11 protein-coding genes and 4 tRNA genes are annotated in these 13542 nt (G+C 39.6%); 11 read left to right on the top strand and 4 right to left on the bottom strand.

The window, feature by feature from the left end; translation table 11 throughout:
* Positions 1-8: 8 nt before the first annotated feature.
* From V6260_RS13020 to V6260_RS13010, 3 genes are all read left to right on the top strand, one after another.
* A complete protein-coding gene (locus V6260_RS13020) occupies positions 9-1490 on the top strand; it encodes an FMN-binding glutamate synthase family protein (RefSeq protein WP_341594589.1) in 1482 nt (493 codons plus the stop codon).
* 77 nt (positions 1491-1567) lie between these two features.
* Complete coding sequence (locus tag V6260_RS13015) at positions 1568-2341, top strand: amidohydrolase (RefSeq protein WP_341594588.1); 774 nt, start codon at positions 1568-1570, stop codon at positions 2339-2341.
* Between the two features lie 75 nt (positions 2342-2416).
* Complete coding sequence (locus V6260_RS13010; protein ID WP_341594587.1) at positions 2417-3832, top strand: mannose-1-phosphate guanylyltransferase/mannose-6-phosphate isomerase; 1416 nt, start codon at positions 2417-2419, stop codon at positions 3830-3832.
* Positions 3833-3862: 30 nt separating this feature from the next.
* On the opposite strand, the gene V6260_RS13005 is transcribed toward V6260_RS13010, so the two are convergent.
* From V6260_RS13005 to V6260_RS12995, 3 genes are all read right to left on the bottom strand, one after another.
* A complete protein-coding gene (locus tag V6260_RS13005) occupies positions 3863-6019 on the bottom strand; it encodes a response regulator (protein ID WP_341594586.1) in 2157 nt (718 codons plus the stop codon).
* Positions 6020-6139: 120 nt separating this feature from the next.
* Entirely contained in the window at positions 6140-6796 is a 657-nt protein-coding gene (locus tag V6260_RS13000) for a helix-turn-helix transcriptional regulator (protein WP_341594585.1), read from the bottom strand.
* Positions 6797-7014: 218 nt separating this feature from the next.
* A complete protein-coding gene (locus V6260_RS12995; protein WP_341594584.1) occupies positions 7015-7386 on the bottom strand; it encodes a histidine triad nucleotide-binding protein in 372 nt (123 codons plus the stop codon).
* A gap of 92 nt (positions 7387-7478) precedes the next feature.
* Between V6260_RS12995 and V6260_RS12990 the strand changes: the two genes are divergently transcribed.
* Positions 7479-8078 (top strand): DUF2057 domain-containing protein, encoded by a 600-nt coding sequence (locus V6260_RS12990; protein ID WP_341594583.1) that lies wholly within the window; start codon positions 7479-7481, stop codon positions 8076-8078.
* A 49-nt stretch (positions 8079-8127) separates the two neighbouring features.
* On the opposite strand, the gene V6260_RS12985 is transcribed toward V6260_RS12990, so the two are convergent.
* A complete protein-coding gene (locus V6260_RS12985) occupies positions 8128-9969 on the bottom strand; it encodes a M1 family metallopeptidase (protein WP_341594582.1) in 1842 nt (613 codons plus the stop codon).
* 143 nt (positions 9970-10112) lie between these two features.
* Here V6260_RS12985 and murB point away from each other — a divergent pair, with 143 nt between their 5' ends.
* The 7 genes from murB (at position 10113) to V6260_RS12950 (ending at position 13352) form a co-directional block, all read left to right on the top strand.
* The gene (gene murB, locus V6260_RS12980) at positions 10113-11123 is read left to right on the top strand and encodes a UDP-N-acetylmuramate dehydrogenase (RefSeq protein WP_341594581.1); all 1011 of its coding nucleotides are present in this window, start codon (positions 10113-10115) and stop codon (positions 11121-11123) included.
* On the top strand, positions 11120-12112 hold the full coding sequence (birA, locus tag V6260_RS12975) for a bifunctional biotin--[acetyl-CoA-carboxylase] ligase/biotin operon repressor BirA (protein ID WP_341594580.1): 993 nt from the start codon (positions 11120-11122) through the stop codon (positions 12110-12112). The genes murB and birA overlap by 4 nt, the downstream gene beginning before the upstream one ends.
* The gene (locus V6260_RS12970) at positions 12109-12828 is read left to right on the top strand and encodes a type III pantothenate kinase (protein WP_341594579.1); all 720 of its coding nucleotides are present in this window, start codon (positions 12109-12111) and stop codon (positions 12826-12828) included. Before birA ends, V6260_RS12970 begins: the two co-directional genes overlap by 4 nt.
* A gap of 117 nt (positions 12829-12945) precedes the next feature.
* Positions 12946-13021 (top strand) — tRNA-Thr (locus V6260_RS12965).
* A 40-nt stretch (positions 13022-13061) separates the two neighbouring features.
* Positions 13062-13146, top strand: a tRNA-Tyr gene (locus V6260_RS12960).
* Between the two features lie 44 nt (positions 13147-13190).
* Positions 13191-13265 (top strand) — tRNA-Gly (locus V6260_RS12955).
* Between the two features lie 11 nt (positions 13266-13276).
* Positions 13277-13352 (top strand) — tRNA-Thr (locus tag V6260_RS12950).
* Positions 13353-13542 lie beyond the last annotated feature (190 nt).

The following is a 13542-nucleotide window of genomic DNA, read 5'->3' as shown; positions in this document are numbered from 1 at the left end:
GGCCTTAGATGAGCAATTTCATTATGTTTAGTATTGACGTGTTTGCGAGTATTTTTATTATCGCACTTGGGTTAATTATTCTTACCGTTATTATTTTTTACTTTCGCGATATAACACAAACAAAACATGCTATTAGGCGTAACTACCCAGTAATTGGTCGTTTTCGATATTTTTTTGAACGCCAAGGTGAATTTTTCAGACAATACTTTTTTGCCCTCGATCGAGAAGAAATGCCATTTAACCGTGCTGAGCGCAGCTGGGTTTACCGCGCAGCAAAAGATGTAGATCGCACCGCTGCATTTGGTTCAACACAAAGCTTAGAGGTAACGGGTACGGTTATGTTTATGAACTGTGCTTTTCCTACTTTAGATGAAGAAGCACTCGACCCGAGTAATGTTACTTTAGGTCCATACTGTAAAACACCTTACACCACTAATTCGTTATTTAATGTGTCGGGTATGAGCTTTGGTGCGCTTTCAAAGCCTGCTGTGCGCGCTTTATCAAAAGGTGCTAAATTAGCGGGTTGCTGGATGAACACAGGCGAAGGGGGTTTAAGCCCTTACCACCTTGAAGGTGGCGCTGATCTGGTATTTCAAATTGGTACAGCTAAATATGGTGCCCGAGACGAGCATGGAAACTTAAGCACCGAAAAACTTAAAAAAATAGCAGCTCATGAACAAGTCAAAATGTTCGAGCTAAAAATGAGCCAAGGTGCAAAACCAGGCAAAGGCGGTATGTTACCAGGGCGCAAAGTGAACGCTGAAATAGCTAAAATTAGAGGTATTCCAGAAGGGCTAGATTCGATTAGCCCAAATGGACATCCTGAAATTAAAAAGCCAGCCGATATTCTCGATATGATAGCGACTGTACGTAATGCCACAGGAAAACCAACAGGCTTTAAAGCAGTTATTGGTGATTACACGTGGTTAGAAACGTTATTTGCAGAAATAAATCATCGTGGCATCGAGTCGGCACCTGATTTTATAACAATTGATAGTGCTGATGGTGGTACGGGGGCTGCACCGCAGCCGCTTATGGATTCAGTGGGTTTACCTCTTCGTGAAAGCTTACCGCTTGTAGTTAATATGCTTGAAAAGCACGGTCTTCGGGAGCGCGTGAAAATTATTGCATCGGGTAAATTAATCGTTCCTTCAAAGGTTGCTTGGGCATTGGCGCTCGGTGCTGATTTTGTGGTATCGGCTCGTGGTCATATGTTTGCACTGGGCTGCATTCAAGCAATGCAATGTAATAAAGATACTTGTCCTACAGGTATTACCACGCATAACAAACATTTACAAAAAGGTCTTAATGTAGCTGATAAGGCGCAGCGTGTTGCTAACTATAATAAATACATTCATTACGGAGCCGGTTTAATTGCTCACTCATGCGGTGTAACAAGTGCACGTGAGTTGGCTCGTAAGCATGTGCGTATAGTACAAGAAAGTGGGCTTTCGGAACCGCTTGATAAAATTTACGAGAACTATAAGTAAAGTGTATACCACATAAATGTTTGAGGCCATTTACGCTGTGCTACTCCTTAAACTTTAATTGAGGCTAAATAAATATTATGTTTACTTTAACACTTACTTTAGTACAAAGTGCGCTGTACTGGCTTGATAAAGACGCCAACTTAGCTATGTTTGATGAGAAGTTAGCAGGTATAACAACTCAACCTAACTTAATTTTATTACCCGAAACCTTTGCTACAGGCTTCACTATTAACCTTGATTGCGCAGAACCTGAAAATGGCATAGTCTTAAGTTGGTTAAAAACACAAGCACATAAACACAATGCAGTTGTTGCAGGTTCTGTATTGGTTGCACAAGGTGACAAAAAAGCGAATCGGTTTTATTGGGTGGCTCCAAACGGCGAGGTCAATTATTACGATAAGCGCCATTTATTTCGTTTAGGCAGTGAGGGCGATTACGTTGTTGCAGGGCAAGAGCGTAAAGTTTTTGAAATCAACGGTTTTAAACTATTACCACAAGTATGTTACGACCTGCGCTTTCCGGTATTTCAACGTAATAATAACGACTACGATGTAATGATAAACATAGCAAATTGGCCTGCTGTACGCCGCCAAATTTGGGATACATTACTTATGGCGCGTGCAATGGAAAACCTGTGTTACGTAGTAGGCGTTAATCGTGTTGGTAAGGACGGAAATGGAGTGGCGCACAATGGCGGCACAGCGGTATACGACTTTAAAGGCGATGCATTAACTAAAGCGCAAGATGATATCGAGCAACTAGTTACCATCACGCTTAAAAAAGCGCCACTGGATGAGTTTAAAGCAGCGTTTCCTGCCTATTTAGATGCAGACTCTTTTACATTAATATAAACACGTTAATTTAGTGCAGAGCCAATAAAGTGTTAAAATAGTCGCTGATATTTTTGTTGGCGGCTAATATACATTATGAACACTTTAATCACTCCTGTAATTTTAGCCGGTGGCATAGGCTCTCGCTTGTGGCCGCTTTCTCGTCATGCAATGCCTAAACAATTTTTACCGCTACTAAATGAAAACACGTCATTGTTGCAAAGTGCATTAGCGCGAGTTTCTAATGACTTGTTCGGTAATGCTATTTTAGTGTGTAACGAACAGCACCGATTTATTGCCGCCGAGCAGGCTGAAAGCTCAACTCCTAGTGCATTATTGCTCGAACCCACAGGTAAAAATACCGCGCCTGCCATCGCATTAGCCGCCCACTATGCACTGCAAAATGGGGTTCCTGGTCCGCTATTAGTGATGCCTGCCGATCATCATATTGAAAACTTTGATGTATTAATGGCTAAGCTTTCTGAAGCTGTAAAACTTGCTGAGCAAGGAAAACTAGTTACATTTTCGATTACTCCTACAGAGCCCCATACTGGATATGGTTACATAAAACAGGGCGGAGCTATTGCTGGAACGGGTTGTTACAATGTTGCTCAATTTAAAGAAAAGCCTGACTTAGATACAGCGAACCGTTATTTAGCTCAAGGTGGTTATAGCTGGAATAGTGGCATGTTTTTATTTACCCCAGCAGCCTATTTAAAAGAGCTTGAGCGGTTTGCACCAAAAATAGCCAAAAGTGTCGCTGCAGCCGCACAATTTACTAAAGATTTAGGGTTTACCCGCCCAAGTAACAGTGCGCTTGAGCACTGCCCAAGCGATTCAATTGATTACGCTATTTTAGAGCGAAGCGATAACGTAGTTGTTATGCCTGTTGATTTAAAATGGAGTGATGTAGGCAGTTTTTCATCCCTTGATGCGCTTACAAAAAAAGATGAAAACGGTAATAGTTTAAATGCTAATTATATGGCTCAAAAAAGCGCTAATAACTTGGTTATTAATGAGGCCGAACACACTATTGCCACGCTTGGAGTAAGTAACTTAGCAATTATTCATACCCACGATGCCACGTTAATCGCAAATCAAAATGAGCTAGATTATCTACCTTTGTTGCTTAAAAAAATTGCTACAACACAGGTCGATAAACTTAACCATCATCAAGTGGTTTTTCGCCCATGGGGGAGTTATCGTACTTTGGTTGAAAATGCTGGCTTTAAAGTTAAAAAAATTACTGTTAACAGCGGCGCTAAGCTTTCGACGCAGCGCCATCAGTATCGCGCTGAACATTGGGTTGTGGTTTCGGGTACTGCAAATGTGTGTATTGATGAGCAAGTGCATACGCTAACTCATGACCAATCGTGTTATATCGCCGCAAAGCAAATTCATAGCTTGGCTAATAATCAAAAAGAGCCATTAATTGTAATTGAAGTGCAAACCGGTGCTGTACTTGATGAAAGCGATATAGAGCGATTCGATGATAAATATGGAAGAGGCTAATCATTAGCTATTTTTAAAGTTAATTCTCTATTACTCTAATTGCCCACGTACAAACTTTAAATATTGCTCTAAGCTTCGTTGCCACAGCTCTAACGCTTCATCAAGCATATCGTTGTGTGGCTTTTTGTCGAGTAAACGACGCTCTATTTTTTTAAGCTCAATACCATAGCGATTAAAGCCCAGTTGCAGCGCGGTACTTGCTTGGCGATGTAATAGCTTAATACATTGCTCTGGTTGTTGGTCAATAAGCTTTTGGCAGCGAATTAGCTTATTACGCGCCGAAAGCACAAACTCATTATAAATAGATGAAACTTCATCTTCACTAAATGAGCTGGTTAGGGTTTCTACAGCGGTTTCGTCATACAAGGTATCAATAAGCTCTACTGCAATACTCGCAGTTTGATTTGATTGAGAATCACTAAGGGCTTGGCGAAGCTTTTCGTGCTTTATCGGTTTGCCAACTATGTCTTTTATACCCAATGATAAATACTCTTTTACTTCATCAGGACTAAGGCTAGCTGTAAAGGCAAGTACTGGGGTTCGTTGGTTTTTATGATCTATACGCTTTAAGCGTTTAAGTACTTCTTGTCCAGTTAAATCCGGCAGGTTCATATCAAGTAAAATAACATCAAAGTGATAGGCTTGCATAAGCTCTATGGCGCTTTTCCCATCTGTTGCCAACTTAACTTTATGCTCGTCATCGGCCATAAATTCAATAGCAATTTTTTGGTTTAAATCTAAATCTTCAACCAATAATACATTAAGTCCAGTTAAGTAATCTTTAGTTTGATGGCGTTGCTGAACGAGGCTTAACTCACCTATTGTGAAGGTTACAGAAAAGGCAAATACACTGCCGTAACCAAGTTGGCTTTCAATTTCTAAGCGGCTACGTAGTTTTTCTAGTAGGCGACTGGTGATGGCTAAACCAAGGCCCGTACCGCCTTTTTCTTTGCCTGCACTACTTTGTACATAAGGTTCTGTTAAGTAGGCTATCTCGTCACTTTCTATACCGGGTCCTGAATCTTTTACACTAATTTTTATCGTGTGCTCAAGCTGTTTTTCTACAACTAATTCAACTTGGATTTTTACACTACCGTGGTCTGTAAATTTAATAGCATTACCTACTAAATTAATAATTATTTGTCTCAGCTTTTGTTGGTCGCAGTAATAACATGCCTGATCAGGTATATCACAGATAAGCTCAAATTTTAGCTGCTTTTGCTCAGCTAGTGGGCTGAGTAGTAAGCATAGATTATTGAGCCAAGTTTTAAACTCAATATCCTCTTCGTATAGGGCTTCATCACTTTGATCTAGGCTTGCGTAATCAAGCACTTTATCTACTAGCAAATTGAGCGATTCAGTCGAATTTATAATTGCTTCGCAATAAGCTTTGTTTCTAGCATCGCTTGTTTGATTCATCACTAGTTGTGCACTGCCCAAAATACCGTTAAGTGGTGTACGGATCTCATGGCTAATAGTGGATAAAAACAAACCTCGAATTTCTAAATCTTTCTGTGCTTTATCTGCCAACTGATTTAGATTTTGCTCTCTTCGTTCATTACATAATAAAGCCATACCTGCGGCATAAAACATAGGAGCAATTATCCCATTTAGAAATAGTAATAAACTAAACCAGCCACTTTCTAATAAATTTTGTTGGTCTAAGTTGTTTATAAAAAGTGAGCGACCAATAAAGCTAAATACGACCAGCGTTAAAATAGTTATGTAAACAATACTTCCATTTGGATAGAGTTTACGAGCATATTTAATAAATATATAAAGTAGAAATACGGCTTCTGCTATATGCTGCAAATCGGAAGCAAGCACTCGTTCTGTTAACGAAGGGGTAATAAATGAGTAGTAAAGCAACATCATCATACTGAAAAGGGTAAATGAGCAAAGTAATTTGAAGCTTAAGCCGTGGTAATTTAAAAATTGACTCAATGATAAACAATGAATAACGGATGCTGAAAACATCATAAGGCTAGCTATACTGATAATAATAAGGTCATGATTTTTTACTACGGCAGTGAATCCAATTGCTGCTCCAAGTAATAAAACAGGGTAAAAAATATAAAGCAGTGTGCCGGGGGTATTTTTATTTGTTCGCCAAGTTAAAAAGTTAAGAAAGGTCATTACGACCATAATTGCGATGCTGGTAAAAAAGAGAGTAAAAGAGTCGAGCATTAATATTCCAGCAAGGTAATTTTAAACTAGGATCATTAAAAGTATACACGTAAATAAGTACGTTACACATACAAAAACAGACACATGAGTGTCTGTTTTTATTTTCAAGGCGAGCTTTAATTAACGAATTTCATCAGGAATATTCTGTTGTGCCCATGATAGAAGCTCAATACGATTACGGCATTTAGTTTTTCTAAATGCACTGTATAAATGTGTTTTGACTGTGTGTGGGCTAATACTCAAGTCTTCTGCGATCTCTTTATTTTTAGAACCTTTACTCATTAAAGAGATTATTGCTTTTTCTCGTTTAGTCAACTTAACTGGTTCAATATCACCTTCGGTTAATTTATGTAGTGCATCTTTATTAAACTGAAGCATGCGATTTAATGCGTTACACATTATATCTCGGCGATACCAAAGTTGGTCCTCCATCAGTAAACGGATACCCTTCATTAATACATCGGCGTTATCAGTAGTATAAAACACCCCTCGAATACCACTAAGAAGCGCACGATTAGCAAGCTCTGGGTTTTCGTCTAGATTAAATAATATAATATCGCATTTAGTACGCAGGTTTACTAATTGCTCTTTTAGCTTCCCCCATGCATCTTTACTTGATGTTTCAATGAATAGAAGTCGAGTTCCTTCAGGTACATCTAAAATATTTGTACCTGTGGTTACGTCAAGGCCTTGCGTTTTTAACAAAGGTTCTAAAACGTTAATACCAATAGTGTTAATTGGCTCTTGATCTAATAACAGAAAGGCAGAACTACTCATGTTTTTATACTCTTTTATAAAGCTGACTGATTAAGTTTATCACGACTTCCAGACCTTTTGTATTAGGAAATCATTGCTGTACTCAAAAACAAGTACGATTTTACGATTATTTAAACATAGTTTGTTGCAAATAAGTAATGGTTTTTGTTGTTCGCCTTTCGAAAAGTTATAACATTTGTAATTGAATAGTTTGAGGTTACATTTTGTTAAAAATATTTTTAAATTGATTCTTTTCTAGTCTCTTGATAAGGAGGCCATCCCATCTCTTTTCCACCAAGCATATGCAAATGTATATGATAAACTGTTTGCCCACCATGTGCGTTACAATTCATAACCACGCGATAGCCATCATCGCTAAAGTTATATTGTTTAGCTAATTTAGCAGCAACAACGTATAGGTTACCTACTAAATGTGAATTCTCAGAATTTATATTATTTATAGTAGCAATTGCTTTTTTTGGGATAATTAACACATGAAATGGCGCTTGTGGGTTTATATCTTTAAATGCGAGCGTATTTTCATCTTCATAAACAATATCGGCCGGAATTTCACGATTAATTATTTTGGTGAAAATTGTTTCTTGGTTCATAGTGTATTCCTAATTAAGTGTTACGAAATTTAGGCTCACTAATGACAAACTTTCAAAGCAGTGTCAAACTGAAATCAAATAAAGGAGTTAATATGCTTAAACCAGTCTTAATAGGTAGTGCTGTTGCATTACTACTTAGTTATTCGGCTAGTGCTGAAAATATCCACTTTCCAGAAGAAATAGTACCATTGCAAGTGGGCGATAAAATGCTAGAAAGCTCTTTGTTTAGTCGTATTGATGATGTAGATCTTGACCCTGGAACTTACCAGCTTAAGCTTAAATACACCGATTTATATGAAGATGATTACGACACGCATGAAGTTGTGGAGTCGGAACCATTTTGGGTAAGTGTAACTGTTGAAGCAGGTAAAGATTATACCTTAGTGTTTAATCGTGCTAATAACGCAGTGGCGGCAAAAGTATTTGCAGAAGCCCCACAAGTGAGTTTAAAAGCCAAAAGTAGCGCTGTTGCTAAGCCTTTAAGTGTTATTTCTAACACGCAGTTAGCAAGCAGTAAACCGGTAATGCAAAATACAATGCCTGCAGGATCTTTTCGTCCTAGTCAGCCAATAAAGCCGATAGCACCAATTACAGGTAAGGGCATGCCAAGTGCGTCGCAAATGCTTGATTTTTGGTGGCAACAAGCCACGACTTCAGAGCGTAAAGCTTTTTTAGAAAAAGTGACAAAGTAGCAAAACAAAAGGGCCAAATTTGGCCCTTTTAGTTTCTAGTTAACGCTATTTATTCAAATAATGCGTCAATAGTACCTTGTGCAAGAGGGTGATACCCAGGGCGTGCTTTTAAGTACACGCTTTGTGCCCACTCTTTTTTACCGTTAGCGATAAGAGATTTATATAACGGCACAATTAACTTACGACGGCCAATACCTGATAAGTGCTTATCAAGTGCAGGGTAAATTGGTTGATAACCATTTCCTACTGCTAGCATAAACCAAGCAAATGCACGTTCAGCATTAGTTGACTGTGTTAGGTTAAATTCTGAGTCAAGCTCTACCATGTGCTCTTGGCTTAAATCACGTGGTAAGTTATTTAAAAAGTGTAGCCACTCATGCACAGACCAATCAGCTGTTGGCAATTGAGCTGCAGTTGTGTCGCCTTTTAGCCATGCTGCTGTAGCAGTATCTACCTTATCAAACGCATCAGAAGTAGGGTTTGGCGCATCATTTGGTAAGCCAGGTTCAAAAATCCATTCGTTTACTTTATCCATGCTTACAACACCAGGATACTTTTCAATTAAATTAGCTTTTAAGTAAGTAACAAATTGCGCGGTAGTAAGTGATTTAAACGAAAACTCTTTAAAGTACGCTTTTACAAACGGGTCAAACTTATCGCGACCATATTTGTTTTCTAGGTAAATTAAAAATAATTGACCTTTAGTGTAAGGCACTGAACTGAATGCATCGTCTGGGTCGCGGCCGTTAAGTTTTAAATTAAGGCGTGTGTCTGGTGCATCAATTGTTTTAAGTTGTGTGCGTAAAGACGCTGAATCAAGTGCTTGCTCCATAACCGCACGGTCACGGCCAAATACTTCTTCCATAATGCGGTTTTCAACGTACGAGGTAAAACCTTCGTTTAACCATAAATCTTCCCACGTTGCGTTAGTTACTAAGTTACCTGACCAAGAATGAGCAAGCTCGTGAGCAATAAGGTTAACTAAGCTTTTATCACCGGCAACAACAGTTGGGGTAATAAATGATAAGCGTGGGTTTTCCATGCCACCAAACGGAAAACTTGGCGGTAGCATGAGTAAATCGTAGCGACCCCATGCATATTCGCCGTACATAGCGTTTGTTTTGTCTATCATGGCTTGGGTGTCGTCAAATTCAGCAACCGAGGCATCTAAAATAGTTGGCTCAGCAAATATGCCCGTTTGGTGTGACATTGCTTTAAATTCTAAGTTACCTGCGCCAATAGCAATTAGGTAAGGTGAAATTGCTTGCGGCATATCAAAAATGTAGTCGCCATCTTTATAAAGCGCATCTTTGTTATCGGCACTCATTACAGCGCGTATATCTTTTGGTGTATGAATTCGTGCAGAGTAAGTTACACGCATTGCAGGTGTATCTTGCACTGGGATCCAACTACGTGCATGAATTGCTTGCGATTGGCTATACATAAATGGGTGCGTTTTACTTGCCGTTTGCTCTGGTGTTAACCATTGTAAACCTGATGCTTCTGGGCGACTGTTGTAGTAAATACGGGCTTTGGCTGCTTGATCTTTAAATTTAATCGTTAATTTAGAGCCTTTTACGTCGTCACGCTTAGCAAGTGTGTATTCTGCTTTATGCCAGCTGCCGTCGTCGTCTTGATACATTACTTCATCAATGTCTAAGTCGCGGGTATCAAGTACGAGAGTTCTACTTTTGATGTTGTTCCACTGAAGAGTATGCTCAACAAAACCTTCTAACTGCTTGTCGGCAAAATCGACATCTAAATCAAGGTTTAAGTGAGTAGTAACAACATCATCAAGGTTAGCATACGAGTTTTGGTCAATCGCACTAGCCATCGCTTGCGAACATATACCTGCCATAGCGAGGCTTAAAAAAAGAGGTTTGATTTTCATAATTACCCTGAATACAAATAAAAAAGTATTGGTTTTATATCACGATTGACACGATGGGTTGAGTGATTTTTACAATCTAGTGTCACATTTGCGACGATGAGGTAAACTATTGCGATTAGTTACCGGTATTTTTAGAGAGCTTTGTGGCGCATTCATTACACTCCTTACATACATTCGCATTAAACAGTCAATGCCAAAATTTTGTTGAAATTACTCAGCTTGAGCAACTTAAAACGCAAAGTTTTAGAGCACCATTTTGTTTGCTAGGCGAGGGCAGTAATACCGTATTTTTGAATGATTACACAGGCACAGTAATAAAAATGGCTACTAAGGGCATTAAAGTTACTGAACGTGAAGATGACTTTTTAACTAGTGTTGCAGCAGGCGAAAATTGGCACGCATTAGTAAGTTACTTGCTTGATAAAAACATTCCTGGGCTTGAAAACCTAGCACTTATACCAGGTACAGTGGGGGCATCACCTGTACAAAATATTGGTGCTTACGGTGTTGAAATTGCAAAATTTGTAGAGTCCGTAGAGTACTTCGATATAAGTACTAAAACTATGTGCTCGTTAAATAACGAGCAATGTGAATTTGCTTACAGAGATTCAATATTTAAACATGCTCTTAAAAATAAAGCGGTGATCACGCAAGTACATTTAGCGCTCCCAAAAAAATGGCAACCAGTATTAAGTTATGGTCCTTTGCAGCTGTTAGATGTTATTACCCCGCAAGCAGTATTCGATCAGGTTATAAAAACACGTAATAGTAAATTACCTAACCCGTATACATTGGCTAATGCTGGGAGTTTTTTTAAAAACCCTATTATTACTAATCAGCATTTAGCTGAGCTATTAATGCAATTTACGGATTTACCCCATTATGAATATGGGCAAAGCCACCATAAAGTAGCGGCTGGTTGGCTAATTGATCAAGTAGGTTTAAAAGGGTACAGAGTTGCAGGTATTGAAGTGCATAAGCAGCAGGCCTTGGTATTAGTTAATCATGGAAATAGTGAGGGAAGTGACCTAATCACGATGATTGAACATATTCAGCAAGCGGTAAATGCCCGTTATAACATTATGCTAGAGCATGAAGTGCGTTTAATGGATGCACACAGCGAATGCCATATTAAAGTGGAGCCCATACAATGAAAGCGCCTGATGGAAACAAGCTCGCTATTTTAAATGCACTCAACCAAGGTGGTTTTGTATCTGGTCAAGCGTTAGGTGAAGAGCTAGGGATTAGCCGTGCGGCAGTAAGTAAGCATATAAAAACGCTACAAGAAATGGGACTGGACATTTTTAAAGTAACCGGCAAAGGCTATTGCTTAAATAGCCATGTAGGGCTTTTAAATCAAAATAACATTCAAACGTATTACAAAGCGTTAGGTGCGAGCACGGCAGATGTTGAAGTACACCCTATTATCGATTCGACCAATAGCGAGCTTATGCGCCGCATACAAAGTAAAGCGGAGCTTGAATCGGGCAAGGTCATCGTGGCTGAAATGCAGCAAGCAGGGCGTGGGAGACGTGGCCGTGTTTGGCAATCGCCATTCGGTGCCAATTTGTATTACAGTTATTTTTGGCGTTTAGATGACGGATTACAAGCCGCGATGGGTGTATCAATCGCAGTAGGTCTTGCCGTATATGATGCAATTAAAGCACTTTATCAAATTAACGTAGAGCTTAAGTGGCCAAACGATATATATATAAATAAGCAAAAGCTTGCAGGCGTACTAGTTGAGCTAGATGGGCAGCCACAAGGGCCTTGTCAGTTAGTTATTGGTATAGGCATAAACCTACAGATGCCAGAAAGCTTTAGCCAACATATAGATCAGGCATGGACAGATTTAAATCAGCACACTCAACAGCTAGATAAAAATGAGCTGGTGGCTTCACTAACGTATTATTTAGAAAAGCGTTTATTACAGTACAGCCAAAGTGGTTTACAAGAAATGTACGAACAATGGAATGCGTTAAATGCGTTTGCAGGCGAGCAGGTAGAGCTCAACACAGGTCACAGAAGTTGGCGTGGTATCTGTGAAGGCATAGACCCACAAGGTGGCATTCGTATTCGCCAAGACGGCGAGGTAAAAAGTTACTACGGCGGAGAAATTTCGCTAAGAAAGGCACAACAATGAGATTACTCATCGACGTAGGTAATACGTCATTAAAAGCGGTGCTTTGGCAAAACCAGCAAGCACAACCAGCAAATATAAACAATTTACCCTGGCAGCACATAACTGAAGTTGTGTATGCGTGCGTAGGCAAAAGCGAATTAATGGCAGAGGTATTGGCGCAGGCAAGCACACATGACGTGCCTAGTTTTGAAGCAAGCGTAACAAAACAATTAGGCAAGCTTAGCTGTGCATACGATCAATTTGGCAATTTAGGTATAGATAGATGGCTTGCGCTTATAGCAGGCTTTAGACTTTACCCAGATACGCCATGCGTTATTGTTGATGCAGGTACCGCTACCACTATTGATGTGCTTGCTAATAATGGTGATCACTTAGGCGGGTGGATTTTACCGGGCCTTGATTTGATGACCACCTCTTTAACGCAAAATACTCAACGCGTATTTGATGATGGCACTACACCATTTGAAGATAAGCTAGGAAAAAACACTCCTAATGGATTAAAAAATGGCGCTTTAGTAGCAACAATTGGAGCAATAGAGCGAGCAAAGCATCATTTGGCACAGAATAATTGCACCCAAATGCCTAAAATAATCTTTGCTGGTGGCTATGGCGCGTTATTACAGCAACAATTTACGGGTAGTATTTTTGATTCACTACTTGTAATGAAAGGCTTAAATTATTGGCGCGACCTGAGTAAACATGGCCAAAAAGTATAAAAAACCACTGTTTTGCATGAATTGTGAGCATTTGAGGTAAAAAATTACATTTTTTTTAATTTTATTGTTGCATCCCAATAAACCTTACTCTAATATCTCGCCCCGTACTAAAGCAGTGCCGACTTAGCTCAGCTGGTAGAGCAACTGACTTGTAATCAGTAGGTCAACCGTTCGACTCGGTTAGTCGGCACCACTTTCCTTTTACCGGAAGTGAATTAGTAGAGAATTATCGTGGAGGGGTTCCCGAGCGGCCAAAGGGATCAGACTGTAAATCTGACGGCTCAGCCTTCGCTGGTTCGAATCCAGCTCCCTCCACCACTTTATTCTTGACGGTTAGAGGTAGTTTAAGAACAGATTTTTATGCGGGCATCGTATAATGGCTATTACCTCAGCCTTCCAAGCTGATGATGCGGGTTCGATTCCCGCTGCCCGCTCCAGTTCTTGTGTTGCTGATATAGCTCAGTTGGTAGAGCGCACCCTTGGTAAGGGTGAGGTCGGCAGTTCAAATCTGCCTATCAGCACCAGTCCTAAGAATCTCCTTGATTACTTCCTTTATCTGTCAGAAAATACTATTTGAAATTTGAAAAAATTAATTTAATCTACCTTCGGTGGATTATTTTCATATGTAATCTAGATACACAAAACTGATAGGTTCCGTCATGGCAAAAGAAAAGTTTGAACGCGTAAAACCGCACGTAAACGTTGGTACAATCG

Source organism: Pseudoalteromonas aliena (genome assembly GCF_038155085.1).
GTDB classification, from domain to species: domain Bacteria; phylum Pseudomonadota; class Gammaproteobacteria; order Enterobacterales; family Alteromonadaceae; genus Pseudoalteromonas; species Pseudoalteromonas aliena_A.
The sequence above is the reverse complement of the archived record's forward strand: the minus strand, read 5'-3'. Positions and strand labels throughout refer to the sequence as shown.

Excerpts from the sequence above, each read along its gene's own strand:
- V6260_RS13020 (WP_341594589.1), top strand. The coding sequence starts at position 9 with ATGAGCAATTTCATTATGTTTAGTATTGACGTGTTTGCGAGTATTTTT.
- V6260_RS13015 (WP_341594588.1), top strand. The coding sequence starts at position 1,568 with ATGTTTACTTTAACACTTACTTTAGTACAAAGTGCGCTGTACTGGCTT.
- V6260_RS13010 (WP_341594587.1), top strand. The coding sequence starts at position 2,417 with ATGAACACTTTAATCACTCCTGTAATTTTAGCCGGTGGCATAGGCTCT.
- V6260_RS13005 (WP_341594586.1), bottom strand. The coding sequence starts at position 6,019 with ATGCTCGACTCTTTTACTCTCTTTTTTACCAGCATCGCAATTATGGTC.
- V6260_RS13000 (WP_341594585.1), bottom strand. The coding sequence starts at position 6,796 with ATGAGTAGTTCTGCCTTTCTGTTATTAGATCAAGAGCCAATTAACACT.
- V6260_RS12995 (WP_341594584.1), bottom strand. The coding sequence starts at position 7,386 with ATGAACCAAGAAACAATTTTCACCAAAATAATTAATCGTGAAATTCCG.
- V6260_RS12990 (WP_341594583.1), top strand. The coding sequence starts at position 7,479 with ATGCTTAAACCAGTCTTAATAGGTAGTGCTGTTGCATTACTACTTAGT.
- V6260_RS12985 (WP_341594582.1), bottom strand. The coding sequence starts at position 9,969 with ATGAAAATCAAACCTCTTTTTTTAAGCCTCGCTATGGCAGGTATATGT.
- birA (WP_341594580.1), top strand. The coding sequence starts at position 11,120 with ATGAAAGCGCCTGATGGAAACAAGCTCGCTATTTTAAATGCACTCAAC.
- V6260_RS12970 (WP_341594579.1), top strand. The coding sequence starts at position 12,109 with ATGAGATTACTCATCGACGTAGGTAATACGTCATTAAAAGCGGTGCTT.